The 25,341-nt window shown below is 71.3% G+C and carries 19 protein-coding genes and 1 pseudogene; 9 read left to right on the forward strand and 11 right to left on the reverse strand.

The features are described 5' to 3' along the window. Nucleotides 1-441: 441 nt before the first annotated feature. Nucleotides 442-4,194, reverse strand: a complete 3,753-nt coding sequence (locus EDD92_RS36750; RefSeq protein ID WP_123968298.1) for a helix-turn-helix domain-containing protein — start codon at nucleotides 4,192-4,194, stop codon at nucleotides 442-444. Between the two features lie 250 nt (nucleotides 4,195-4,444). Between EDD92_RS36750 and EDD92_RS36755 the strand changes: the two genes are divergently transcribed. Further along, nucleotides 4,445-4,642 carry a hypothetical protein gene (locus tag EDD92_RS36755; protein ID WP_123968299.1) on the forward strand — a complete coding sequence of 66 codons (198 nt, stop codon included), beginning with the start codon at nucleotides 4,445-4,447 and terminating at the stop codon, nucleotides 4,640-4,642. On the opposite strand, the gene EDD92_RS36760 is transcribed toward EDD92_RS36755, so the two are convergent. Further along, nucleotides 4,639-5,778, reverse strand: a complete 1,140-nt coding sequence (locus EDD92_RS36760) for a magnesium and cobalt transport protein CorA (RefSeq protein ID WP_123968300.1) — start codon at nucleotides 5,776-5,778, stop codon at nucleotides 4,639-4,641. The genes EDD92_RS36755 and EDD92_RS36760 overlap by 4 nt on opposite strands. A 202-nt stretch (nucleotides 5,779-5,980) precedes the next feature. Between EDD92_RS36760 and EDD92_RS36765 the strand changes: the two are divergent. Further along, a pseudogene (locus tag EDD92_RS36765) lies at nucleotides 5,981-6,601 on the forward strand (DNA glycosylase AlkZ-like family protein); the annotation flags it as partial. A gap of 293 nt (nucleotides 6,602-6,894) precedes the next feature. Continuing rightward, nucleotides 6,895-7,611 carry a winged helix DNA-binding domain-containing protein gene (locus EDD92_RS36770; protein ID WP_260327000.1) on the forward strand — a complete coding sequence of 239 codons (717 nt, stop codon included), beginning with the start codon at nucleotides 6,895-6,897 and terminating at the stop codon, nucleotides 7,609-7,611. A gap of 3 nt (nucleotides 7,612-7,614) precedes the next feature. On the opposite strand, the gene EDD92_RS36775 is transcribed toward EDD92_RS36770, so the two are convergent. Further along, nucleotides 7,615-8,262: a LysE family translocator gene (locus EDD92_RS36775; RefSeq protein WP_123968302.1), complete on the reverse strand. Its 648-nt coding sequence runs from the start codon at nucleotides 8,260-8,262 to the stop codon at nucleotides 7,615-7,617. A gap of 78 nt (nucleotides 8,263-8,340) precedes the next feature. On the opposite strand from EDD92_RS36775, the gene EDD92_RS36780 reads away from it, so the two are divergent. Together EDD92_RS36780 and dmpI are read left to right on the forward strand one after the other, a co-directional pair. Further along, nucleotides 8,341-9,207, forward strand: coding sequence for a LysR family transcriptional regulator (locus tag EDD92_RS36780; protein ID WP_123968303.1), 867 nt, complete (start codon nucleotides 8,341-8,343; stop codon nucleotides 9,205-9,207). Nucleotides 9,208-9,325: 118 nt separating this feature from the next. After that, nucleotides 9,326-9,508, forward strand: coding sequence for a 4-oxalocrotonate tautomerase DmpI (dmpI, locus tag EDD92_RS36785; RefSeq protein WP_030940445.1), 183 nt, complete (start codon nucleotides 9,326-9,328; stop codon nucleotides 9,506-9,508). 142 nt (nucleotides 9,509-9,650) lie between these two features. On the opposite strand, the gene EDD92_RS36790 is transcribed toward dmpI, so the two are convergent. From EDD92_RS36790 to EDD92_RS36800, 3 genes are all read right to left on the reverse strand, one after another. After that, the gene (locus EDD92_RS36790) at nucleotides 9,651-10,442 is read right to left on the reverse strand and encodes a trypsin-like serine protease (RefSeq protein WP_123968304.1); all 792 of its coding nucleotides are present in this window, start codon (nucleotides 10,440-10,442) and stop codon (nucleotides 9,651-9,653) included. 205 nt (nucleotides 10,443-10,647) lie between these two features. Beyond that, nucleotides 10,648-13,455 carry an AAA family ATPase gene (locus tag EDD92_RS36795; protein ID WP_123968305.1) on the reverse strand — a complete coding sequence of 936 codons (2,808 nt, stop codon included), beginning with the start codon at nucleotides 13,453-13,455 and terminating at the stop codon, nucleotides 10,648-10,650. Nucleotides 13,456-13,589: 134 nt separating this feature from the next. Continuing rightward, a complete protein-coding gene (locus tag EDD92_RS36800; protein ID WP_123968306.1) occupies nucleotides 13,590-14,435 on the reverse strand; it encodes a helix-turn-helix transcriptional regulator in 846 nt (281 codons plus the stop codon). A 117-nt stretch (nucleotides 14,436-14,552) separates the two neighbouring features. On the opposite strand from EDD92_RS36800, the gene EDD92_RS36805 reads away from it, so the two are divergent. Both EDD92_RS36805 and EDD92_RS36810 read left to right on the forward strand, forming a co-directional pair. Beyond that, the gene (locus EDD92_RS36805) at nucleotides 14,553-16,229 is read left to right on the forward strand and encodes an AMP-binding protein (protein ID WP_123968307.1); all 1,677 of its coding nucleotides are present in this window, start codon (nucleotides 14,553-14,555) and stop codon (nucleotides 16,227-16,229) included. Beyond that, nucleotides 16,226-17,815 (forward strand): AMP-binding protein, encoded by a 1,590-nt coding sequence (locus EDD92_RS36810; protein ID WP_123968308.1) that lies wholly within the window; start codon nucleotides 16,226-16,228, stop codon nucleotides 17,813-17,815. Before EDD92_RS36805 ends, EDD92_RS36810 begins: the two co-directional genes overlap by 4 nt. A gap of 28 nt (nucleotides 17,816-17,843) precedes the next feature. Here EDD92_RS36810 and EDD92_RS36815 read toward each other — a convergent pair whose 3' ends face one another. After that, on the reverse strand, nucleotides 17,844-18,542 hold the full coding sequence (locus EDD92_RS36815; RefSeq protein ID WP_123970703.1) for a metalloregulator ArsR/SmtB family transcription factor: 699 nt from the start codon (nucleotides 18,540-18,542) through the stop codon (nucleotides 17,844-17,846). Between the two features lie 82 nt (nucleotides 18,543-18,624). Here EDD92_RS36815 and EDD92_RS36820 point away from each other — a divergent pair, with 82 nt between their 5' ends. Then, nucleotides 18,625-19,062 (forward strand): hypothetical protein, encoded by a 438-nt coding sequence (locus EDD92_RS36820; RefSeq protein WP_123968309.1) that lies wholly within the window; start codon nucleotides 18,625-18,627, stop codon nucleotides 19,060-19,062. A 67-nt stretch (nucleotides 19,063-19,129) separates the two neighbouring features. On the opposite strand, the gene EDD92_RS36825 is transcribed toward EDD92_RS36820, so the two are convergent. Then, entirely contained in the window at nucleotides 19,130-19,834 is a 705-nt protein-coding gene (locus tag EDD92_RS36825) for a hypothetical protein (RefSeq protein WP_123968310.1), read from the reverse strand. 183 nt (nucleotides 19,835-20,017) lie between these two features. Between EDD92_RS36825 and gcl the strand changes: the two genes are divergently transcribed. Then, nucleotides 20,018-21,802 carry a glyoxylate carboligase gene (gene gcl / locus EDD92_RS36830; RefSeq protein ID WP_123968311.1) on the forward strand — a complete coding sequence of 595 codons (1,785 nt, stop codon included), beginning with the start codon at nucleotides 20,018-20,020 and terminating at the stop codon, nucleotides 21,800-21,802. 259 nt (nucleotides 21,803-22,061) lie between these two features. Here gcl and EDD92_RS36835 read toward each other — a convergent pair whose 3' ends face one another. The 3 genes from EDD92_RS36835 to EDD92_RS36845 form a co-directional block, all read right to left on the reverse strand. Beyond that, complete coding sequence (locus EDD92_RS36835) at nucleotides 22,062-22,301, reverse strand: hypothetical protein (protein ID WP_030940469.1); 240 nt, start codon at nucleotides 22,299-22,301, stop codon at nucleotides 22,062-22,064. A 368-nt stretch (nucleotides 22,302-22,669) separates the two neighbouring features. Further along, the gene (locus EDD92_RS36840) at nucleotides 22,670-24,127 is read right to left on the reverse strand and encodes a catalase (protein ID WP_123968312.1); all 1,458 of its coding nucleotides are present in this window, start codon (nucleotides 24,125-24,127) and stop codon (nucleotides 22,670-22,672) included. Nucleotides 24,128-24,304: 177 nt separating this feature from the next. Continuing rightward, nucleotides 24,305-25,195, reverse strand: coding sequence for a 2-hydroxy-3-oxopropionate reductase (locus tag EDD92_RS36845; RefSeq protein ID WP_123968313.1), 891 nt, complete (start codon nucleotides 25,193-25,195; stop codon nucleotides 24,305-24,307). Nucleotides 25,196-25,341: the final 146 nt, after the last annotated feature.

The following is a 25,341-nucleotide window of genomic DNA, read 5'->3' on the forward strand; positions in this document are numbered from 1 at the left end:
TGGGACGGCTGGAGGGACAACTCCCGGGCCCCTGAAGATCGGCCCGTCGCTGCCTCGGTCCGACTCCCCCCTCGGCCGGGGCAGCAGCCCGACCCGGTCTGCGGGTCGAGGAATCCGACGGGAGAGCTGTCCATGATCCGGAAGACCGTCCGCCGCCGAGCGGCCGTGCTGGCATCGGCCCTGTCCCTCGCGGTGATCCCCCTCTCCACGGGGACGGCCGGCGCCAACACCAGTCCTGGCCGGTCCGCCGGCGTCTCGCAGACCGAGAAGCGGGAGGTGGGCAGGATCGGCGCCACCACCACGCTCAGTGGACAGGTCAAGAAAGGTGAGGCGGGCGAGTCCCGGTTCGCCCCCTACTGGCGCAAGTCCCAGGGCTGGGTCGAGGTCCCCTACGGCAAGCGCAAGAGGGGCCCCTGCTGCCGGTACCACCCACGGAGACGGTCAGGGGCAGATCCGCCTGTAGGGCCGGTCCGGAACGTAGGTGCGCCACTGTGCCCGGGTCAGCTCCGTGTTCCCGGCACGGGCGCACACAAGGGATACCGCTCGGTCCGGATCCACCACGTACCGCTGGAGCGGGACGTGCTTCCCGCCCGCGTACAGCAGGGTGCTGTCCGGGCTGAAGGCGAGGGTGTCGATGCTCCCACCGGGGGTGGGCAGCGGAGGACCGAGAGGTTGCTGGGTGGCAATGTCCCAGAGTTGGACGGTGCCCGCGTCGCCGCCCACGGCGAGCGTACGGCCGTCCGGGCTGAAGGCGAGAGCCGTGATCGCCTCGGCTGAGTCGGAGGACGGATCGACGGGCGCCGGAAAGACGTTCTTCAGGATGCCCGCGCGGTGGCGGAGGTCGCCGTCCCAGAGGGCCACCCGCCCGGTCCCGTCGCCGGCCGCCAGGCGGGAGCCGTCGGGGGCGAAGGCGATGGCTCCGATGCCGTCGCGCTGGACGAGGTCATGGGAGTCGGACCGGCCCGCTCGGACGACGCGGTTGCCGGTCACGAGGAGCTTGCCGTCCGGGCTGACGGCGAGATGATCGCCGCCCGGGCCGGGGAGCAGCGCCGTCCTCCGCTGCCGCATCGTGTCCCATGTCTCGTTGACGAAGCCGTCGGAAGCCACCCGAGCGGTGAGGAGCGTACGACCGCCGGGTCCCAGGGCGATCCTGTCACGAGGCTCCAGGTACGCCGCCGCGGGCTTCACGGGCGCCATCACCAGGTCCAGCGTGGTCTTGACGTGTCCGGCGGCCACGTCCCACACCGTCAGACGCCGAGGCGACGTGTCCTCGCTGCCGGAGACGAAGACTCCGTACGCCAACGTGCCTCCGTCGGGGCTGAAGGACAGCAGGGGCTCGGTGTCGTCCGCGAGGACCGTCGGTGTTCCGGTGCGTCGGCCGGGAAGTGGCGGGGTGGGCAGGGTGCGCAGCAGACGGCCGTCGCGCGTGTTCCGCAGCTGGAAGATGTAGCGGTCACCGTTACGTTCGGCGGTGGCGAGCGTCCTGCCGTCGGGGCTGAGCCGGACCCCGGCGAGCGGACTCTTGCGCCACGCGCGCGTCAGAGTCGTGGTGAGGTCGAGGGTGTGGACCGTGCCCCCTTCGAGATACCGCAGCAGGGGCCGCGAGGGGTCCCAGGCGAGACCGGAGAGCGACTCGTTGTCCAGGGAGTGCCGGAAAACGGGGTCGCCGCGCTTGGCCAGACGCCACACTCTGATCTCCTGGCTGCCGCCGGTCGCCAGAAACGAGCCGTCCGCGCTCACGACGGCCGAAAAGGCACCCGGGTGGGCGACGTCGGCGAGCTCTCGTCCCGACGTGGTGTCCCATACCCGCACCCGGCCCCCGGTGAGAGCGAGGAGCCGGCCGCCGGTGAGGCTGAGGAAGGTGTCGTCACCACAGACGCCGCGAGCGCTCGTCCAGGCGCCGGACCGGACGCTGCGCGCGGTGGTGTCCCAGACCTGCGGGGACCGGCCGCGCGGGCAGACGGCCAGCAGCCGGTCGTCGTCGGCCGCCGCGGCGGCGAGCTCCCCCCTGCCGGCCGACGGGGTCCGGAAGACCAGATGGCCGTCGGTGAGGGAGTAGAGCCCAGCCCGGTCGTCGAACATGCTCGTCACCAGGTAATTGCGGCCACTTGCCCCGAAGCTCACGATGTCCCCGAGCGGCAGGGGACCCCCGATCCAGCGCCTCGTCCGGGTGTCCCACAGCCGCTCGGTCCTGGCGGTGGCCGAGATGACCAGCACCCGGCCGCCCGGACCCGCGCCGAGTATCGCCCCGTGAGGTAGCGGCCCCGAGGCGATACGGCGGTGGGTGCCTACATCCCACGTCCGCCAGCCGGTGTTGTCGGTGGTGCTGAGCAGAGTGCGCCCGGAGACGTCGAGGAACCGCGTCGGGGTGTCGCCGGGCGCCGGGTCGGTGAAGGTGTCCAGTTCGGGCTGGGCGAGCGCGCCCAGCAGGGCTCGGCGGGACTCCGGCAGCTCAGAGATGCGCCATGCGGCGACGCCGAGCAGCATCGCGGCGCGCGGGTCGGTCGTACGCAGCGAGTCGGCGACCGCGGCCACCCGGCGGGCCGCGGTGTCGGTGGTCTGCTTCTCGCTGTCCTGACGCAGTCGCAGCGCGGTCAGGCCGACGACCAGGGCCACCGCCAGCACGGCGCAGAGCGAGGCCGTGAGCGTGCGGCTCCGGCGCCGGGCCCGGGTGGCGGCCCGCTGCTCCGCCGCCCGCTGCTCCGCCGCGGCGACCAGGAAGGCCGACTCCTCGGACGTCAGACCGTCGTAGCCGCGGTCGTCGCCCGCGAACAGTTCCTCGGCCCGCGCCAGGCGGGTGCCCCGGTAGAGCGTGCCCGGGTCGCGGTCGTGCTCCAGCCACGTGCGGGCGGCGTCGGTCAGCTGCCGGTGGTGGCGCAGCCGCTCCCGGTCCGCGTCGATCCACTCCCGCAGCCGCGGCCAGCAGGTGATGAGCGCCTCGTGGGCGAGCTGCACTCCGTCGTCGTCGGTGGTCAGCAGCCGGGCCCGGGTCAGCCGCCCGGCGACGGCTCGCACCTCGGGGTCCTCCCACCCGGCCATTTCCTCCCAGCTGAGCGGGCGGCGCGTGTCGGCGTTGCCCTGGCCGGGCTCGACCATCCGCAGGAGCAGGTGCCGGGCAGCGTGCGCCTGCGCCGGTGAGAGTTCCCCGTACGCCTCCTCGGCGCTGGCCGCGATCGCGCCGCGCACCCCGCCGGCCGCTTCGTACGCGGCCAGGGTCAGCATCCGTCCCTTGCGCCGCCGCCAGGTCTCCAGCAGGGCGTGCGACAGCATCGGCAGTCCGCCGGGCTCGTCGAGCACGTCCTCGACAATCCGTGCCGTCAGCGTCCGCTCCACGATGAGCCCGGCCGCCTGCGCGGGACCGACCACCGCCTCGCGCAGTTCGTCGGCGGTCATCGGCCTGACCAGGAGCCCGCTGCCGTGCAGCGCCTCCGCCAGTCCTGGGTGTTCGGCGCACCGCGCATAGAAGTCGGAGCGTACGGCGATGAGCACGCGCAGTCGGCTGCCCGGGTCGCGTGCGGCGAGCAGAAGGTCGAGGAAGCGGTCACGCTCGGCGCGCTCGCGGCAGAGGGTGAAGACCTCCTCGAACTGATCGACCACCACCCAGCTCTCCGGTTCGTCGGCCTCGGGCGTCAGCAGATGGCCGTAGGTGGTGGCGGGCCGGGCTCCCGGAGTGAGGATCCGAAGGACCGCCGTACGCCCCTGCTCCGCGATCTTCTCCCGCAGCAGGGGGATCAGACCGGCCCGCAGCAGGGAGGACTTGCCGCTGCCGGACGCCCCGAACACCACGGCGAACGGGGACCCGGACCCCAGCTCGCTCAGCTCGTCGATCAGCCGGTCCCGGCCGAAGAACAGCTCACGGTCATCCGGCTCGAAACGCGCGAGGCCACGGTAGGGCGGGGCGGCGTCGGCATCCTCCTGCCTCTCCTCCCCGGCCAGCGCCTCGGCCTCCGCCCACCGTGCCTCCCACGGAGCGGGGTCCTCCCCGCACGCCTGGACGTACGCCTGGAGCACGGCCAACGACGGCAGCCGCTCGCCGCTCGCGGCCTTCGCCAGGGTCGTCACCGAGAAGCCGGCTTTCTTCGCCATGGTCCGGTACGACACGCCACCCGCCGAACGGCGCAGCTCCCGAAGATCATGGGCGAGCCGCTGCACCGGACCGGCCGCCGGGTCGACCGGTAGTTCGGGACGCCCCACCGCGAAACCTCTTTCGCATACAAGAAGAAAAGCTGATCAGCGGTACAAGGTACGTTTCGTCTCCCTCGGGCGAAAACCCTTTCCGACTGTGATGTCCGTCGGAGAGGTTGCCGCGCGGACCACGTGCGGCCGGACGTCGTCAGGCTCTTCACCGAGCGCGCCGCCGAGTACCGCGCCGCCGTGGTGCGCGTGCGGCGGCCGATGCCGCGGCAGCCGTCGCGCGCGCCGGGCCGGCACCGGAGCACGGTCCGTGGTCCTGCCGCCCGGACTCCCCGAGGACCCGGTGCCCGATGGGTCCTGGTCGCTGCTGACGGACATCCCACCGCTGACGGTCGGTCGGCTCGACGCGAGGGACGCCGTGATCACCACCGCCGCCATCGCCGTCACCGTGCCCCCCGACCACGGTCCCGGTCGGGGGCGCAGAGCCCTGACCCCGCTGCCGGGCTAGAGCCAGTCCCGCCGCTTGAAAATCACATACAAACTCACGCAGACCGCCCCCATCAGGCCGATCGCGAAGGGGTATCCGAAGCTCCAGCTCAGCTCCGGCATGTGCTTGAAGTTCATGCCGTAGATGGTTCCCACGAGTGTAGGAGCAAAGAGAATCGCCGCCCACGACGAGATCCGCTTGATCTCCTCGTTCTGCTCGAACCCCGCCTCCGCGAGCGCCCGCATCTCCGCGTTCTGCTGCTGGGTCACCAGCGTCGCGTTCACCGTGAGGATGTCGGTGAGGGCCTGGCGGAAGCCGTCGACGCGTTCGCTGGTGTGGGTGACGTGGTCGGCGACGTCCCGGAGGTAGCGCTGGAGTTCGTCGTCCGTGCCGTATTTGGAGAATCCGGCGATCAGGCCGTGCAGCATGCCGACCAGGGGGCGGGTGGCGCGCTGGAACTCGACCATTTCGCGGGAGAGTTCGTAGATGCGGCGGGAGACCTCCGGGTCGCCGCGGAAGACCTCGGTCTCGATCTCGTCGATGTCGTTCTGGACGCCGGCGACCACCGGGGCGTAACCGTCGACGACCGCGTCGAGTATGGCGTACAGGACGGCCTCCGGGCCCAGCTTCAGCAGCTCCGGCGACTCCTCCATACGGCGGCGGACCGCGGAGAGGTCGGGGGCGGCGCCATGGCGGACCGTGATGACGAAGTCGGGTCCCACGAACACGTGCAGCTCGCCGAAGTCGACCTCCTCCGGGGCGTCGAGATACCGGGCCGCCCGCAGTACGACGAAGAGCGTGTCGCCGTATCGTTCCAGCTTCGGGCGCTGGTGGGCCTCCATCGCGTCCTCGACCGACAGCGGGTGCAGGTCGAACTCGGCGGCCAGGGAGAGGAGTTCGCCCTCGGTGGGGCGGGCGAGGCCGATCCAGGCCATGCCGGACGGCTGGTCGCGCAGTTCGCGGAAGGTCTCGGCGAGGGTGGCGGGGGCGGAGACGCGGACGCCGTCCCGGTACAGCGCCGCCTGGACGACGCTGGCCACCTCCGACGGCTCCGGGGGCGGCGGGTCGGTGGGGGCCGGTGTGCTGTTCGACGCCGGCGGCTGCGGTGGGGTCAGCGCACGGCGCCAGACGGATTTCCTCCCATTATTGGAGGCCATGGGGGTACCTCCCGCTCGAGCGAAGTCGAGAGTGGGGGAGGGCGCGTCGCTCGGACATGCGGCTGCCTCCCGGGTCGAACCTGCGGCTGCGTGATCCCCGGCAGGATATACGGGGCAAACGGCGCCGGGGTGACCTGGGCGTCCGGGACTCGGTGAGAGTTGCGGACAGCAGGTGTCCGCAAGCACGGCTAGCGTGCGGGGCATGACGAAGACGACAGCGACGGCTCCTGTGCTCGGCACCCGCGCTCTCAATCGTGCGACCCTCGAACGGCAGCTGCTCCTGCGCCGGTCGCCGCTCTCCGCCAAGGCCGCCGTCGAGCATCTTCTCGGGCTCCAGGCGCAGAACGTCAAGCCGCCGTATTACGCGCTCGCCGCCCGCCTCGACGGCTTCACCCCCGAGGAGCTGTCCGGGCTGATGGCGGACCGCGAGGTCGTCCGTATCGTCACCATGCGCTCGACCATCCACACCCACACCGCCGACGACGCCCTCACCCTGCGTCCGCTCGTCCAGCCGGCCCGCGACCGTGAACTCACCAACTTCCGCAGGGGACTTGTGGGCGTCGACCTCGACCGGCTCGCGGCCCTCGCCCGCGATCTCGTCGAGGCCGAGCCGCGCACCATGAAGCAACTGCGCGATGCCCTGCAGACCGAGTGGCCCGACGCCGACCCACAGGCCCTCGCCATCGCAGCCCGCTGCAAGCTCCCGCTCGTCCAGGTCACCCCGCGCGGCCTGTGGGGCAGAAGCGGCCAGGTCGCCCTGACCACCGCGGAGCACTGGCTGGGCCGCGGCCCGGCCGCCCGCGCGACCGCACCGGCGGCGACTTCGCCAGGAGCGACTCCGTCGAGCTCGGCTGCGTCGGGCTGGCTTCGCGCGCCGTGGATGCGCGGGGTGCGGCTTCGGCGGGTGTGTCCGCATTGGGCGCGAGCTCGTCGACTCCGACTGCGTCGGGGGCGGCTGCGTCGGGCGGGGCTTCGCGCGCCGTGGATGCGCGGGGTGCGGCTTCGGCGGGTGTGTCCGCATTGGGCGCGAGCTCGTCGACTCCGACTGCGTCGGGGGCGGCTGCGTCGGGCGGGGCTTCGCGCGCCGTGGATGCGCGGGGTGCGGCTTCGGCGGGTGTGTCCGCATTGGGCGCGAGCTCGTCGACTCCGACCGCGCGGGGTGCGGCATCGTCGGCTGCGGCTGCGACTCCGTCGAGCTCGGCTGCGTCGGGCGGGGCTTCGCGCGCCGCGGATGCGCGGGGTGCGACTCCGTCGAGTGCGGCTGCGTCGGCCGCTACTCCGTCGGCGGCCACCGGCCCGGCCCCGTCCACCTCGCCCGCCGAAGCCGTCCCGTCTCCCGATGCCACCGTGCTGCGCTATCTCGCCGCCTTCGGTCCCGCCTCCGTCAAGGACATGCAGACCTGGGCCGGTCTGACCCGGCTGCGCGAGGCCTTCGAGCGGCTTCGTCCGCAGCTCGTCACCTTTCGGGACGAGAGCGGCGTCGAGCTCTTCGATCTGCCGGAGGCACCGCGTCCCGACGCCGACACTCCGGCCCCGCCCCGTTTCCTCCCCGAGTTCGACAACCTGCTCCTCTCCCATGCCGACCGCACCCGGGTCGTCCCGGCCGAGTACTGGGGCCGCAGCTGGGTGGGCAACCAGGCCTACTGCACGTTCCTCGTCGACGGCTTCCTGGCGGGGGTGTGGAGGCTGGCGGAGGGCGCGCTCGTCATCGAGCCGTTCGGCACACTCACCAAGGCCCAGCGTGCGGACCTCGTGGAAGAAGGGGTGCGGATGCTCGACACCATGCATCCCGGGTCGTCGTACGACATCCGCTTCGGGACCGTGGTTCCGTGACCCTCAGTCCGCCCGGCCCGTCACCGCCACCGTCAGGCCGAGCCCGATCATCGCGAAGCCGCCCGCGCCGCCGATCATCGACAGACGGCGGTCGGAGCGGGCGAACCAGGTGCGGGCGGCCGAGGCGGTCAGGCCCCACAGGGTGTCCGTGACCAGGCCGATCGAGATCGGGATCAGGCCGAGCAGCAGCATCTGCAGCGGTACGTGGCCCGCCGCGTGGTCCACGAACTGGGGGAGTACGGCGGCGAAGAAGACCACTCCCTTCGGGTTGGTCACCCCGACGAGCACACCGTCGAGCACCGTGCGCAGATCGCCGCGCGCCGGTCCCGCAGGCTGCGTCCGGATCGCCGACGCCTTCAGCCGCCCCCGGTGCCGGACGGCCTGCACACCCAGGTACACCAGATAGGCGGCGCCTGCGAGCTTCACCGCCAGATACACCGCCACCGAGCGCTCCACCAGCGAGCCGATACCGATCGCGACCGCCACCACCAGCAGATACGAGCCGAAGACATTGCCCACGGCCGTCGCCACCGCCGTACGGCGGCCGTGGGCGAGCGCGCGGCCGATGACGAACAGGACGCTGGGTCCCGGGATCACGATCACCAGCAGGGACATCGCGGCGAAGGCGAGGAAACGGTCCGTGGACACCATGCGTATCGCTCCCTCGGGTCGGTCCCTTCCGGCGCTCATTCAAACAGCCCCCCGCCGGGCCCCTCTAGAGTCGGGCCCATGGAACTGCGGCAGCTCACCTATTTCGTGACCGTCGCCGAGGAGCTGCACTTCGGACGGGCGGCCGAGCGGCTGCACATCGTGCAGTCCGCGGTGAGCATGCAGATACAGCGTCTGGAGCGGGAGCTGGGCGCCGAGCTGTTCGACCGGACGCCGCGCCGGGTGCGGCTCACGGCGGCGGGGGAGCGGCTGCTGCCCGAGGCGCGGGAGGTGCTGGCGGCGGCCGACCGGGCGCGTGCCGCCGTCGCCCCGCCGCCCGGCCTGAGGATCGGCACCAGTACGGGACTGGGCGCGCATCTCGACCGTGTGCTCGCGGCGTTCGCGCGCCGTGCGCCGGACGTGCCCGTCGAGCTGTTCTCGCTGCCGGTCGCCGAACGCCTGGCCCGGGTCGCGGGCGGCCAGTTGGACGCCGCTTTCGTACGGGCCGTCGAACCGGTGCCGGGCGTACGCGTGCTGCCCCTGTGGCCCGACCCCTTGGTGGCCGCCCTCCCCGCCACGCACGCCCTTGCCGGCCGCGAGGAGATCGGCATCGAGGAGCTGGCCGAGCTGCCCCTCGCCCTCACCGAGCGCCGCAACAACCCCGCCCTGGTCGACCTGGTCGTCGGCGCCTGTCACGAGGCCGGGTTCGAGCCGCTGCCGGGACCGGCGGGCGGTTCCCTCCAGGACACCCTCGCCACCATCGGCAGCCGTCCCCTGTGGACCGTCGTGTACGCGTCCCACGCGCGCGTGCTGCACAGCCCCCGCGTCGCCTTCGTGCCGTTCCGCGCGCCGGGCCTCGCCCTGTCCACGGGCCTCGTCGTGCCCGTCAGTGCCCCGCCCTCGCACCTGGACACCCTGCTGCTGGCCTGCGGCGATCACGAGAGCTGATCGCTGCGGTCGCGGTCTGATTCTTGGTCGCGGGCGCCCGACGCGATGGACTGGTCCCACCGAAGAGGAACCGCTCACAGCGGGTCCGAACAGGCAACGTATTCAAGGGAGTTCAGCCATGCCGATCGTCACCGTCCAGCAGGGTCCCCGCGACACCGAGCTCAAGCGGGACCTCGTCAAGCGCATCACCGATGCCTTCGTCGACGCGTACAGGATCCCGGCCGAGACCGTTCAGGTGTGGATCCACGAGGTGCCGACGGACAGCTGGGGCGCGGCGGGGAAGCTCACCGCCGACAAGTAGTGCCACGTGCACGACAAGTAGTGCCCCCATGCGCCACAAGTGGCGCATGGAAAGGGGGCGCTGCGAGCTGCTCGTGGTAGCCCGCAACGCCCCCTTGTCTCTCACCTGAGGGGTGCTCAGGAGATCTTCTGGGGTCCCCGTCCTACGAGTTGACCTGTGCGGTCACCAGGCTGGAGAAGGTGGTCAGCCGGGTGTAGACACCCGGGTACCCGGCCTCCGCACAGCCGTTGCCCCAAGAAGTGATCCCTGCCAGGACGCCCCCGATGAGCAGGGGACCGCCGCTGTCGCCCTGGCAGGTGTCTACGCCGCCGGATGTGTATCCGGCGCAAACCATGTCGGTCTGGACGAACTCAGACCCGTAGGAGCTCTTGCAGCTGGAGTCGGCCGTGATCGGCACGGTCGCGGTCCGCAGCTGGTTGGAGGAGCTGCCGTTCTCCGAGGTGGTGCCCCATCCGAGGATGCGGGCGGTGGTGCCGGCCGCGTACACCGAGGTGTCCGACGACGAGACGTACGAGGCCGTCGTGTACGGCATCGACGTCGACAGCGTCAGTACGGCCACGTCGTCGCCGTTGGTGGCGTCCGTGTAGTCCGGGTTGATCCAGATCTTGCTGACCTTGCTGACCGTGCCGTTGGTGCCGTTCAGATAGGTGCGGCCGCCGACGACTCTGACGCTGCTGGGGGTCTCGCCGACCATGCAGTGAGCGGCGGTGATCACCTTGGTGGCCGAGACGAGGGTGCCGCCGCAGAACTGGTTCTGCGAGGCGTCCGTGATCTGCATGACGAACGGGTAGGCCGTGGTCGTGGTCGTGGTGCCGCCCACGATGGGCTGGGGCGCGGCTGCCGCGGAAGGAGCGCCGAGCAGTGCGGTGGCGGCCGCTGCAGCGGTCGCCGTGAGTACCGCGGCGGTCTTCCTGGCACGGTTGGACCCGAACATGAGTCTCCTCAGTGGGGGTTGCCGGTGGGGGGTCGCGCGGGTGTGGGGGGTTGTGCACGGGGGTCGCGGGACCGACCCCCGTATGCCCGGGCGAGCGGCACGTCCTTAAGCTAGGACGCGGAACCCCCGGCTCCCAATGAGGGAACCCCCTTGGGGGTTGAGTGAGGGAAAACCCTCGGTCGGGTTCAGTTAACCTGGCGCGCCGTCACTTCGCTCGCCGTGCCGCCGCCAAACGGACGATATCCACGCGCGAGCGGATCCCCAGCTTGCGGTAGACCCGGGTCAGTGTTGCCTCGACGGTCTTCACGCTGATGAACAGCCGCGCGGCGATCTCCCGGTTGGTCGCGCCCTCCATGACGAGCGCGGCGACCTGACGTTCCATCGCGGCGAGCCCTTCCAGGCCCTCTGACGCGGCAGTGGCGGGGATCGGTTCCACCGGGTTCGCCACGGCGGCCGCCTCCACCTGACGCACCCACGGCAGCGCCCGGCAACGCCGGAACAGCCGGGCCGCCTCGTCGTACGACGTGCGTCCCGGACGGCCGGGACGCAGCGACGCCAGTGCGAACGCGGCGCGTGCCTCCTCCAGGCCGTACCCCAGTTTGGCGAGCCGGTCCTGGGCCGACGTCAGTTGGGTGAGTGCGGCCTCGTGCTCCCCGCGTGCGGCCCGCACCAGTGCCTCGGCCCGGTCCAGCACGGCCAGCACGCCCTCGCGCCCGAGCCGCAGGGCGTGTTCGCGCGCCACGTCGAGGAGTTGCTGCGCCTCGTCGGTCTCGCCGACACGGACGAGGGCCTCGGCGAGGTCGCCGTGCCAGCGGCCGCGCGCGGGGTCGGTGATGCCGAGCCCGTTCTCCAGGTCCCGCACCCGGCGCAGGGAGCGGACCGCCCCCTCGGCGTCACCGGCGACCAGCTGGGCGTGGCCGAGCGCGGTCAGCCCCCGGGAGATGTACATCTGGTCGCCGGCCCGCTCGGCCAGCTCCACCGCCTCGCGGCCCAGCGTCAGCGCCCGCTCCACGTCCCCGCCGGAGGCCTCCGTGAGGGAGGCGAGCACGGCGGAGGACGCCTCGCCGATCCCCGAGTCGCGAGCCAGCCGCATGCTCTCCCGGGCCAGGTCGAGGGCCCGGCCGCAGTGCCCGGAGCGCAGTTCGGTCTCGGCGAGCAGACGCACGAAGTGCACCTCGCTCTCGACCATGCCGCGTCTGCGGGCCTCGCGCAGCAGCGCGCTGACCGTGGAGCGGGCCTCGGGCAGCTGGTCGCTCATGATCAGCCAGCGGTAGCGGGTCGCGCCCGCCCCGTTGTGGTGGCAGGCCACGTCGGGGAGCTGAGGTTCCTTCAGCGCGCGTTTGATGGTCGCGGGGGCGTCCGGGTGACCCATCAGGGTCTCGGTCGTCGCCTGGAAGGCCAGCGCGAGGAGTTCGGTGCGCCGGTCGCCGGCCCGGGCCGCGAGCTCGGCGGCGTGCGCGGCCTCCTCCCGGCCGATGGCGAAGTCGCCCTCCACGACCAGTCCGCGCCAGGCCAGCTGGTAGTGGACCTGGGCCAGCAGCCCGGGGTCGTCGCCGGCGTCGGCCAGCGCCTGCGGGTAGACGGTGTCGACCTCGCCGAGGGCCTGCCCCGCGGCCTCGATGACGACCATCCACGCCCGCACCCGGTCCGCGGGCTCGGCGGCCCGGGTCAGCACGTCGCGGGCGATGTCCCGGGCGAGGTCCACCTCGCCGGCGGTGATCGCGTCCTCGGCGGCCTGCAGCCGGTGCTCGTCCGGGCCCGGTTCGTCGTCGGCCGGGGTGTGCCGGGCGGCGAGCAGTCCGAGCGACGCGGCGACCGAGGGGGCCCCGCGGTCCCGGGCCAGGGCGGCGGCCTCGGCGAGGCGGGCCGCGGCCTCCGGGTCGGTGCCGGTGGTCGCGAGCGCGAGATGGCGGGCGCGCTCGATCGGGTCGGAGGCCGCCGTGGACAGCGCGGCGTGCGCGGCGCGCCGCTCCTGCGCGGGCGCCTCCGCGTACAGGGCGGCCGAGATCAGCGGATGCGCGAAGCGTACGGCGGGGCCCTCCGGCTCGGTGGCCAGCAGCCCGAGTTCGGCAGCCTGGGCGGTCTCGGCCTCGGCGTTCTCCCGGCCGGCGTCGTGCAGCAGGGCCAGGGTGGGGCGGGCGCCCACGCTGGCCACCAGGAGGGTGCGGCGGGCCTCGACGGAGAGCATGTCGAGCCGGTTGAGGACGAGGGCGCGCAGCGAGGTGGGCACCGGCAGCGGCTCGCCCGGCCGCGGCGGGGTCGGGCTCTCGGCCAGGGCGCGGCCCAGTTCGAGGGCGAAGAACGGGTTGCCGCCGCTGGTGCGGTGGATGTCCCGGACCGTGGACCGCGGCAGGCCGGTGTAGCCGCGGTGGTCGAGCAGCGACGACACCTGTGCGCGGGAGAGCGCGCCGAGCCGTACGGCCAGGGTGTCGGGCGGCGACGCGTGCAGGTGGCGGTCGTACTCCTCGCCCTCCGTGCGTACCGCGCACAGCAGTTGCACCGGGGTGTCGCCCAGGCGGCGGGCCGCGAAGCCGAGGAGCTCCGCGCTCGCCGGGTCCAGCCACTGCAGGTCGTCCGCCACGACGAGGACGGGGCCCTGCGCGGCGAGCGCGCGCAGCGCGGACAGGACGGCCAGGCGCAGGGCGAGGCCGTCGCGCTGGAGGGTGGACTCGCCGCGGCCGGTGAGTGCCGACTCCAGTGCCGTGCGCTGGGCTGCGGGCAGCTTGTCGTACACCTCGTCCACGACCTGGCCGAGCAGGTCGGCGAGGGCCAGGAACGGGAGGTGGGATTCGGACTCGGTGGCCGAGCAGCGCAACACGGTGCGGGCGGCTGTCCCGTATTCGGATGCCAAAGCCCGCAGAGCGGTCGACTTTCCTATTCCGGCGGGGCCGTGGAGCAGCACGCTGCCGCCCCGCGCGAGCTGCTCGCGCGCCGCGCTGAGCAGCTCGTCCCGGCCGATGACCAGGTCGGGGTGGCGTCTGGCAGGCTCCCTCAAGTCCCCTCGCACGGTCACCGCTCCCCTCCAAGTGTCGTGTTCGGGCCAAATTCTAGGCAATCTCTCTTTGAAATTCGGACGGACGCCGTGGTGAGGGATATAACAACGGCCAGGCATGGAGAAATTCAAAGCGCCGGTGAATGAATGGACGGCTACGGCAGCAGCCCCGCCCGACGCGCCGCGACCACCGCCTCGCCCCGCGTGTGAGCACCCAGTTTCCGCATCGCCGACCGAAGGTACCCCTTGACCGTCTCGGCACGCAGACCGAGCCGCTCGGCGGCCACCGCGTTCGTGGCACCCGCTGCCACACAGGCCAGCACGTCCAGCTCACGGGGGGCCAGGTCCAGCCCCTCGGAAAGGCCACCCCGGGCCTTCGGGGCCAGCAGCCCGCACACGCCGAGCAGTTCCGCGCGCAGCGCGGGGTCCGCGATCCGCGGTGCCAGCGCCCGCAGGGCCGCATGGGCCTCCCGCACCTGCTCCCAGGCGGCGCCCGCCGCCGGATCCCGGTCCGGCTCGGTGTGGGCGGTCGCCACCAGCAGTCCCCGCGCCTCGTCCCCCACGGCCAGCGCCTGCTCCACGTCCCGAGCGGCCTCCATCGCCGCGCCCAGCGTCCGGTCACCGAGCGGCTGCGCCGTGCGCAGGGCGCCGTAGAGCACACCCCGCACGCGTCGTCGTACCACCACCGGCACCGCGAGGATCGAACGCAGTCCCTCCGTGGCGACCGGGATGTCGTACTCGTGGCTGATCTGCCGCGACGAGGAGTAGTCCGTCACCGCGCACGGCCGGGCGAGTGCGACCGCCCGGCCGCCCAGGCCGTTGCCGGAGGTCACCGGCAGTCCGCTCAGCGCGGGTGTCTCGGTGCCGCTGAGTTCGCTGATGCGCATGTGCCGGCGCCCGGGCTCCACCAGGCCGCCGAAGGCGACCGGGAGCCCGGTCGTGCGCCGCAGCCGTACCAGCGCATTGCGTATCTCGACCGCCCCGGCCGCGTCTGCTGTCACCTGCTTGCCCTTTCCCTGCAGCGCACACCCCCGTTCGGGGGTAGTGAGACCTGCATCACGGATTACACGATGGCAGAGAGCCGCCCGGCAATGGTCCGGTGATGAGGAGGAACGACGATGACGACGGCGACGGAGCTCTTCCGCAGTGCGCGGGACTTCCTGCTGGAGCACCGCGAGGACTACGCGAAGGCGTACGAGGGTTTCAGCTGGCCCCGGCCCGAGCGTTTCAACTGGGCGCTCGACTGGTTCGACGTCATCGCCGACGGCAACGACCGGACCGCCCTGCACATCGTCGAGGAGGACGGGAGCGAGGTCCGGGTCTCGTTCGCGGAGATGTCCGACCGCTCCGACCGGGTGGCGAGCTGGCTGCGCGAGCGCGGCGTCCGCGCCGAGGACCGCATCCTCGTCATGCTCGGCAACCAGGCCGAGCTGTGGGAGACGGCCCTCGCGGCGATGAAGCTGCGCGCCGTCGTCATCCCGGCCACCCCGCTGCTGGGCCCCGCCGACCTGCGCGACCGTGTCGAGCGGGGACGCGTGAAGCACGTGATCGTACGGGCCGAGGACACCCCCAAGTTCGACGACGTCCCCGGCGCCTACACCCGCGTCTGCGTCGGTGGGCTGCCGGAGGAGGGCTGGGAGCCGTACGAGGACGCGCACGCCCTCGCCCGCGCCGAGTTCCTCCCCGACGGCCCCACGCTCGCGGACGACCCGCTCATGCTGTACTTCACCTCGGGCACCACCGCCCGGCCCAAGCTGGTCGAGCACACCCACACCTCGTACCCGATCGGCCATCTGGCGACCCTGTACTGGATCGGCCTCAGGCCCGGCGACGTACACCTCAACATCTCCTCGCCCGGCTGGGCCAAGCACGCCTGGTCGAACCTGTTCGCCCCGTGGAACGCGGAGGCGACCGTCTTCATCCACAACTACACACGCTTCGACGCGGGCCGGCTGATGGCCGAGATGGACCGCGCAGGGGTGACCACCTTCTGCGCCCCGCCCACCGTGTGGCGGATGCTCATCCAGGCCGACCTGACCCAGCTGCGCACCCCGCCGCGCGAGGTCGTGGCGGCGGGCGAGCCCCTGAACCCCGAGGTCATCGAGCAGGTCCGGCGCGCCTGGGGCGTCACCGTCCGGGACGGCTTCGGGCAGACCGAGACGGCCGTGCAGGTCGCCAACAGCCCGGGGCAGGAGCTCAAGACCGGCTCGATGGGGCGGCCCAGCCCGGGCTACAAGGTGGAACTCCTCGACCCGGTGACGGGCGCGCCCGGAGCCACCGAGGGTGAGATCGCCCTGGACCTGTCGGCGCGGCCCGTCGGCCTGATGACCGGCTACCACGGCGACCCGGACCGTACGGCGGAGGCGATGGCCGGCGGCTACTACCGCACCGGCGACATCGGCTCCCGTGACGCCGACGGCTACATCACCTACGTCGGCCGCGCCGACGACGTCTTCAAGGCCTCCGACTACAAGATCAGCCCCTTCGAGCTGGAGAGCGCACTCCTTGAGCACGAGGCGGTGGCCGAGGCGGCCGTCGTTCCCGCCCCGGACGAGCTGCGCCTCGCCGTCCCCAAGGCGTACGTCGTCCTCGCCGAGGGCTGGCAGCCGGGCCCCGACACCGCGAAGGTGCTGTTCGAGCACTCCCGCGAGGCCCTCGCCCCGTACAAGCGGATCCGCCGCCTGGAGTTCGCGCCGCTGCCCAAGACCGTCTCCGGCAAGATCCGCCGGATCGAGCTGCGCGAGGCGACCGCCGCGGGCTCGGCCGACGAGTACCGCGAGGAGGACTTCCGGTGACCGGACTGTCGTACACGCACGGTACGAGCCCGACCGTCCTGCTCGGGGACACCATCGGCGCCAACCTGGACCGGGCGGTGGCGACCTGGCCGGACCGCGAGGCGCTCGTCGACGTGCCGTCCGGGCGGCGCTGGACGTACGCCCGATTCGGCGCGGACGTCGACGAACTGGCGCGGGCGCTGGTCGCGAGCGGGGTCGCCAAGGGCGATCGAGTGGGCATCTGGGCGGTCAACTGCCCGGAGTGGGTGCTCGTCCAGTACGCCACCGCCCGCATCGGCGCGATCATGGTGAACATCAACCCGGCCTACCGCACCCACGAGGTCGAGTACGTCCTCAAGCAGGCCGGGATCTCACTGCTCTTCGCCTCCCTCAGCCACAAGACGAGCGACTACCGGGCGATGGTCGACCAAGTGCGGGGCAGCTGCCCCGAGTTGCGCGAGGTCGTGTACATCGGCGACCCGAGCTGGCGGGCGCTGCTCGGCCGCGGGATGGCCGAGGCCTCGTACGAGGAGCTGTCCTGCGACGACCCCATCAACATCCAGTACACCTCGGGCACGACGGGTTTCCCCAAGGGGGCCACCCTCTCCCACCACAACATCCTCAACAACGGCTATTTCGTGGGTGAGTTGATCGCCTACACCGAGCAGGACCGGATCTGCATCCCCGTGCCCTTCTACCACTGTTTCGGCATGGTGATGGGCAACCTCGCGGCGACCTCGCACGGTGCGTGCATGGTGATCCCGGCGCCGTCCTTCGACCCGAAGGCCACGCTGGAGGCCGTCCAGCAGGAACGCTGCACATCTCTGTACGGCGTCCCCACCATGTTCATCGCGGAGCTGAACCTCCCCGACTTCGCGAGCTACGACCTCTCCACCCTCCGCACCGGCATCATGGCGGGCTCGCCGTGCCCGGTCGAGGTGATGAAGCGGGTGGTCGCCGAGATGCACATGGAGGAGGTCTCCATCTGCTACGGCATGACGGAGACGTCCCCGGTCTCCCTCCAGACCCGCAGGGACGACGACCTGGAACACCGCACCGGGACGGTCGGCCGGGTCCTGCCGCACATCGAGGTGAAGGTCGTCGACCCGGCGACCGGAGTGACCCAGTCCCGCGGTGTCCCGGGCGAGTTGTGCACCCGCGGCTACAGCGTGATGCTCGGCTACTGGAACGAGCCCGAGAAGACCGCCGAGGCCGTCGACCCCGGCCGCTGGATGCACACCGGGGACCTGGCGGTGATGCGCGAGGACGGCTACGTCGAGATCGTCGGCCGCATCAAGGACATGATCATCCGGGGTGGTGAGAACATCTACCCGCGCGAGATCGAGGAGTTCCTCTACGGCCACCCGAAGATCGCGGACGTCCAGGTCGTGGGCGTACCGCACGAGCGCTACGGCGAGGAGGTCCTCGCCTGCGTCATCCCGCGCGACCCGGCCGATCCGCCGACCCTGGAGGACGTGCGCGCCTTCTGCGAGGGCCGGCTGGCCCACTACAAGGTGCCGAGCCGGCTGCAGATCCTGGAGGCCTTCCCGATGACGGTCTCAGGGAAGGTGCGGAAGGTGGAGCTGCGGGAGAAGTACGCCCTGTAGCCCGGCGGCCGGAATCAGACAGCCGGAATCATGCGGCCGGCTGAAGCAGCACGCAGCATCGCCCGTCCTGGGGGGCGAGACAGGCTTCGTAGCCCGTCTCGCCCCCCAGGCCGTGCAGCACACCGCGCAGCAGATGGAGGTTCATCCCGCACACCGTCTCCGTGTGCTCCCGGGCCAGCGCGTGGAAGGGGCAGTTGGCCAGGACGATCGTGTCGTCCTCGCGCCGTGGTTCGAAGCCGTGCCGCTCCAGCAGGTCGACGAGGCCCGCGGAGTCGTGCTGTCCGCCCAGGTGCGAGCCGAGTTCCTCCGCCTTGCGGTGCAGTACGTCCCGCACCGGCTCGCCCGTCGTGCCGGACTCCTCGACCGCCTGGGCGAGCAGCCGTCCGGCCAGTTCGTAGCGCCGGTCCGGCAGGCTGACAGCGACCTGCCGCGTGGAGCGGCGGTAGAGCTTGGCCGGCCGGCCCGCGCCGGGTCCGGTCCGTCCGCTGCGCCGCTCGTAGACCACGTCGAGCAGGGACTCCTCGGCCAGGCGGTCCAGATGGAATGCCGCGGTCTGCCGCGCCAGCCCCAGCGCCGCGGCCGCCTCGTCCCGGCCGACCGGGCCCGGCCGGCGCACCACATGCTCGTACAGCCTCCTGCGCGTCGGCTCGTCGAGCGCGGCGACGGCCGAGACGTCGGCGGCCTGTGCGTCGGGGTCGGGTACTTCCTTCGAGGCATCCACGAACACCAGTGTAAAACCCACGGCCATTGACTAAAGAGGGATCGCCCGCTTCTATAGACAATGAATGTTGTCTATAGAAGGAGTCGTCATGGCCTCCTCCGCAACCACCAGTCATGCGCCCGCCGCATCCCGGCATGCGACGCTCGCCGACCCCGGCTACCAGGCCTTCCTGATCCTGCGCATCGGTTTCACGGTGGCGCCGGTCCTGTTCGGGCTGGACAAGTTCGCCAACCTGCTCGTCGACTGGCCCGGCTACCTCGCGCCCTGGATCGACGGCATCGTTCCGGGCAGCGCCCAGGCGGCCATGTACGCGGTGGGGGTGATCGAGATCGTGGCCGGTGTCGTCGTGGCCCTCGCCCCGCGCTTCGGCGGGTGGCTGGTGGCCGGATGGCTGGCGGGCATCATCGTCGATCTGCTCACCATCCCGGGCTACTACGACATCGCACTGCGGGACTTCGGGCTGCTTCTCGGCGCGGTGGCGCTGGCGCGGCTCGCGGTGCGGTACCGCGGCGAGCGGAGGCAGTGAACCCGCAGTGCCGTGAACGTCGTTCGAGCGGGGGTGCCCACGGCGCCCCCGCCTTTTCCGTGCGGAACTACCGCACCCCTGTGGCGTCCAGCTCGTCGGCGAGGCCGTTGACCGGCTGCGGGGTGCCCGTGAGGTCGAGGACGAACAGGGGGATGCCGAGGGTGTCCGCGCGGGTGCGGGCGTCGGTGGCGTAGCCGGCCAGGGAGAAGTACACGCAGGCCGCCGACTCCGTCATGGCGGTCAGCCACAGGCACTCCACGTCCCGCAGCGAGGCCGGTCGTACGGTCGGGTCGACCTGGGCCAGCAGGCCACGGGCGGCGATTCCTATGCCGGACGGGGGCCGCTGGTCGGCCCGGCGGATGTCCCGGCAGCCGAGCCAGCGCAGATACACGGCAGCGGCCGTCACCGCGTCCCGGGCGGTGCGGATGGTGACGGGCTGGAAGGGGCGGCGGCGCCTCGGCGGGGCCGGTGCGGCCCCGGTGCCCACCTCCGCCGTGGCGGTCTGCCCGGCCACCGCGATCCGCAGCACCGTCCCGCACGGACAGCCCAGCTCCGGTCGCGGCCACTGGTCCAGGCGGCCGCAGGAGCCGCACTGCAGCGTGACCCAGTCCTCCGCCCAGGCCCGATGGGTGACGGCCGTCGCCGTCCCGTGCCGGTCCAGCTGTGGGGCGACGGGCGCCCCGCAGGTGCACGGATACGACGGCGCCGCATAGAGGTGCTCGCGCCGGCAGGCCGGACAGCGCACCGAGACGCTCTCTGACATGGCCCACATCGTCCCCCAGTGGGCCCCCGCTTGTCCGTCTCTTGACGGCCTTCCCTCGCCCACCTACATTGTTTCCAGATAGTAGAAAATAGTTTCCACAATGTGGAAACTAGATAGGGAAGTCGATTACGGAAGAGCTCACCGCGGGGCGCGACGGGAGGGCTGGTCCGACAGCCGAAGCAGGAGTACTCCATGGCACGTATGACCGCTGCCCGTGCGGCAGTTGAGATCCTCAAGCGCGAGGGCATCACCAACGCGTTCGGTGTGCCCGGCGCGGCGATCAACCCGTTCTACGCGGCGCTGAAGGCCTCCGGCGGCATCAACCACACCCTCGCCCGCCATGTCGAGGGCGCCTCGCACATGGCCGAGGGCTACACCCGCACCCACACGGGCAACATCGGTGTCTGCATCGGCACTTCGGGGCCCGCGGGAACCGACATGATCACCGGCCTGTACTCGGCGATCGGGGACTCCATCCCGATCCTGTGCATCACGGGCCAGGCCCCGACCGCCGTGATCCACAAAGAGGACTTCCAGGCCGTCGACATCGCCTCGATCGCCAAGCCGGTCGCGAAAATGGCGGTCACGGTGCTCGAGGCCGCACAGGTCCCCGGCGTCTTCCAGCAGGCCTTCCACCTGATGCGCTCCGGCCGTCCCGGCCCGGTCCTCATCGACCTGCCGATCGACGTGCAGCTCACCGAGATCGAGTTCGACCCGGAGACGTACGAGCCGCTCCAGGCGTACAAGCCGGCCGCGACCCGCGCCCAGATCGAGAAGGCGATCGGGCTGCTGAACGAGTCCGAGCGGCCGCTGATCGTCGCGGGCGGCGGAGTCATCAACGCCGACGCGGCCGAACTCCTCGTCGAGTTCGCCGAGTTGACCGGCACCCCGGTCGTCCCGACTCTGATGGGCTGGGGCGTCCTGCCCGACGATCACGAGCTGAACGCCGGCATGGTCGGCCTGCAGACCTCGCACCGCTACGGCAACGCGACCTTCCTGGAGTCCGACTTCGTCCTCGGCATCGGCAACCGCTGGGCCAACCGCCACACCGGCAAGCTGGACGTCTACACGGCCGGCCGCAAGTTCGTCCACGTCGACATCGAGCCCACCCAGATCGGCAAGATCTTCGCCCCGGACTACGGCATCGCGTCCGACGCGAAGGCGGCTCTTGAGCTCTTCGTCGAGGTGGCAAGGGAGCTTAAGGCGGCCGGCAGGCTGCCCGACCGCTCCGCGTGGGCGGCCTCGGCACAGGAGAGGAAGGCAACTCTCCAGCGCCGTACGCACTTCGACGACATCCCGATCAAGCCGCAGCGCGTCTACGAGGAGATGAACAAGGCCTTCGGACCCGAGACCCGCTATGTCTCGACGATCGGCCTGTCCCAGATCGCGGGCGCCCAGATGCTGCACGTCTTCAAGCCGCGCCACTGGATCAACTGCGGCCAGGCGGGGCCCCTCGGCTGGACCATCCCGGCCGCGCTCGGTGTCGCGAAGGCGGACCCGGAGGCACAGGTCGTCGCCCTGTCCGGCGACTACGACTTCCAGTTCATGATCGAGGAACTGGCGGTCGGCGCGCAGCACAGGATCCCGTACGTCCACGTCCTCGTGAACAACTCCTACCTGGGCCTGATCCGGCAGGCGCAGCGGGCGTTCGACATCGACTTCCAGGTCAAGCTGGAGTTCGAGAACATCAACTCGCCCGAGCTCGGCGTCTACGGCGTCGACCACGTCAAGGTCGCCGAGGGCCTGGGCTGCAAGGCGATCCGGGTGACCGACCCGAACGAGCTGGGTGCGGCCCTGGAGCAGGCCAAGAAGCTCGCCGCCGAGTTCCAGGTGCCGGTCGTCGTCGAGGCGATCCTGGAGCGCGTCACCAACATCGCCATGTCGACCACCAACGACATCAGCAACATCGTCGAGTTCGAGGAGCTCGCGACGGAGCCGGGGCACGCCCCGACGTCGATCAGGACGCTGAAGGTCTGACCCGGCCGACAGCGAAGGGGCGGTCCAACCTGCCGGTTGGGCCGCCCCTTTCGCGTGCCCGGCTCCCAGGAGCCGTCCCCCGTTTCCCCCGTGCGATCCCCCGTTTCCCCCGTCATGGGGCCCGCCGCCCCCGTGCCGACGGGCCCCATGTGACGTGAATATGCCCTCGGGTGGGGGCGGCTGAAGCCTCTTGAACCATGTTCAGAGCTGGATTTGAGGTTTGCGTAGACGTCCTACGTTCCCGGATGTACGTACGTGTTCACGGCCCCTCGTGGTGTTCCGACAGCCCCGGCCAGTCGTCCGGGCCGCCGCCCTGCCACTCGATGAGGTCGCTCTCCTCGACGTCCGTGACGTACAGGTCGGCCAGGCGCAGGATCTCGCTGACGTCGTCGACGTGGGTGGCGATCCCCAGCGTCTCGTCGCCCTCCGTCACTCGCCGGGAGCCGTCCAGGGCCGGCGAGTGCACCACGATGTGCGGATGCTCCGTTGGATGTGCCATGCCTTCAGCGTCCTGCGGGCCGCGCCGATCCGCACCCCCACGAACGCCGAAAGGCGCCGGATGCGGGACCGTCCGCATCCGGCGCCGCTCGGCCGGTGAGGTCTTCGGTTGTGGCCGTCCGGCGGTGCGAGGCTGGGCGCGACAGGACGTTCGCGCCGCCGGACGGAGTCGTTGGGTTGGGGGGAAGGTGGCTGGGACCGCGGCGGGTGCGACGGAACCGCGGCGCTGCTTCCCTCAGGTCGAAGAAGCAGTGCCCGGGACCTTCACCACCGCACTGGCTCGCACGCCGCCGCGGTCCTTGCCTCGCCCGCCACCGCCGCCGGCCACCCCTCATCCGGGCCGTCCGGCGGTCGCGGGCCGCCTGTGGGTCAGTCCTCGCGCAGGGCGCGGACCGCCTCCTCCACGCGCCGGCCGTACTCCGGGTCGGCGGCGTGGAAGTGGGCCAGGTTCTTCTCGATCACGTCGTCGCGGGAGACCTGGGAGAGGCCGCCGGCGATGTTGGCGATCAGACGGGACTTCTCGTCCGCGGACATCAGGCGGTACAGCTCGCCCGCCTGGAAGAAGTCGTCGTCCTTGGTGTGCAGCGGGGCCTCGTGGGTGCCGGTGTGACCGGTCAGCGCCAGCGGGGCCGACAAGGGGCGGCCGGTCTCCACCGGGCCGTCGTAGGAGTTCGGCTCGTAGTTCTTCGCCCCGCGGCCCTGGGAGTTGGTAGCCATGAAGCCGTCGCGGCCGTAGTTCTGCGCGGTCGTCGCCTTCGGCGCGTTCACCGCGAGCAGGGTGTGGTTGACGCCCAGGCGGTAGCGGTGGGCGTCCGCGTAGGCGAACAGGCGGCCCTGGAGCATCTTGTCGGGCGAGGGGCCGATGCCCGGCACGAAGTTGTTCGGGGAGAACGCGGCCTGCTCGACCTCGGCGAAGACGTTGTCCGGGTTGCGGTCGAGGACCAGGCGGCCCACGCGCTGCAGCGGGTAGTCCTTGTGCGGCCACACCTTGGTGAGGTCGAAGGGGTTGAAGCGGTAGTCCGCCGCCTCGGCCGCCGGCATGACCTGCACGTACAGCGTCCAGGACGGGTTCACCCCGCGCTCGATGGCCTGCAGCAGGTCCGTCTGGTGCGAGTTCGGGTCCTTGCCCGCGATCTCGGCGGCCTGCTCGGAGGACAGGGAGCGGACGCCCTGGTTGGTCTTGAAGTGGTACTTGACGAAGAAGGCCTCGCCGTCGGCGTTCGTCCACTGGTAGGTGTGCGAGCCGTAGCCGTTCATGTGGCGGTACGAGGCCGGGATGCCGCGGTCGCCCATCAGCCAGGTCACCTGGTGCGTGGCCTCGGGGGCGTGCGCCCAGAAGTCCCAGACGTTGTCCGGCTCCTGGCGGCCGGTGAACGGGTCGCGCTTCTGGGAGTGGATGAAGTCCGGGAACTTGATCGGGTCCTTGATGAAGAACACCGGGGTGTTGTTCCCGACGAGGTCGTAATTGCCCTCTTCGGTATAGAACTTGACCGCGAAACCGCGCGGGTCGCGGACCGCGTCCGCACCGCCCAGCGAGTCGGCCACCGTCGAGAAGCGCAGGAAGACCTCGGTGCGCTTGCCGACCGTGCTAAGGAAGTCGGCGTACGTGAACCCGGTGACGTCGTCCGTCACCTCGAAGTAGCCGTACGCGCCCGAGCCGCGGGCGTGCACCACGCGCTCCGGGATGCGCTCGCGGTTGAAGCGCGCCAGCTTCTCCAGGAGGTGCTGGTCCTGGAGGAGGAGCGGTCCGCCGATGCCGGCGGAGGCGGAATTCTGGTTGTCGGCGACCGGGGCGCCGGACTCGGTCGTGAGCACGCGCTTCGACATCGTGGACCTTCCGTGCGGTAGCACTTCCGTGCGGGTGGCAGCGGAAAACATCTTCCGCTTGGTGGAGCCTAGAAGTGGGAGAAACTGAACGTCAACAGTTTGTTGAAGTTGATTCCGGGCCGCGGCGCCGCCTGGGCGCGACAGGACAGATGTCAGCGGCGCCGCGACCCGGAAGTCTCAGAGCTGAGCGCCGGAGAGGCGCTCCACGGCCCGCAGCAGGGCCGAGTGGTCCAGGCCGCCGTCGCCCTGCGCGCGCAGGCTGGCGACCAGCTGGGCGACCACGGCACCGACCGGCAGGGCGGCGCCCACATTGCGGGCGGCGTCGGTGACGATGCCCATGTCCTTGTGGTGCAGGTCGATGCGGAAGCCCGGCTTGAAGTCGCGGGCGAGGAAGTTGTCCTTCTTCCGCGTCAGCACGGTCGAACCCGCCAGGCCGCCGTTGAGGACGTCCAGCGCGGCCTTGAGGTCCACGCCGGACTTCTCCAGGAAGACCACGGCCTCGGCGCACGCCTGGATGTTCACTGCGACGATCAGTTGGTTGGCGGCCTTCACGGTCTGGCCGGAGCCGTGCGGACCGCACAGCACGATGGTCTTGCCGAGCGCCTCGAGGATCGGCTTCGCCAGGTCGAAGTCGGCCTGCTCGCCACCGACCATGATCGACAGTACGGCCTCGATGGCCCCGGCCTCACCGCCGGACACCGGCGCGTCCAGCACCCGGATGCCCTTGTCCTTGCCGGCCTTCGCCAGGTCGACGGAGGTCTGCGGCGTGATGGACGACATGTCGATCAGCAGCGCGCCGGAGCGCGCGTTCTCGAGGATGCCGTCGGGGCCGTACGCGATCGCCTCGACCTGCGGCGACGCGGGCACCATCGTGATGATCACGTCGACGTCCCGCACGGCCTCGGCGATCGAACCGGCCGCGGTACCGCCGGCGGCCGCCAGGCGGTCCAGCTTGTCCTGCTCCAGGGTGAAGCCGGTGACGTCGTAACCCGCCTTGATCAGGTTCTCGGACATGGGGGAGCCCATGATGCCGAGGCCGATCCAGGCGATCTTGGGGAGGGTGCTCATGATGGGGGTACCTCTCTGAACTGCGGTGCTACGTCTGTGAATTGAGGCCGGACGGCGGCACTTCTTGGCGCCGGTCGGCGAAATCCAGCCCGTCCGGCGTTTGAGGACGAGGCCGTTCAGGCCGATAAGCGGGGGTCTGGGGGCGC

Origin of the sequence: Streptomyces sp. TLI_185, from assembly GCF_003814765.1 — a bacterium.
GTDB lineage: Bacteria > Actinomycetota > Actinomycetes > Streptomycetales > Streptomycetaceae > Streptomyces.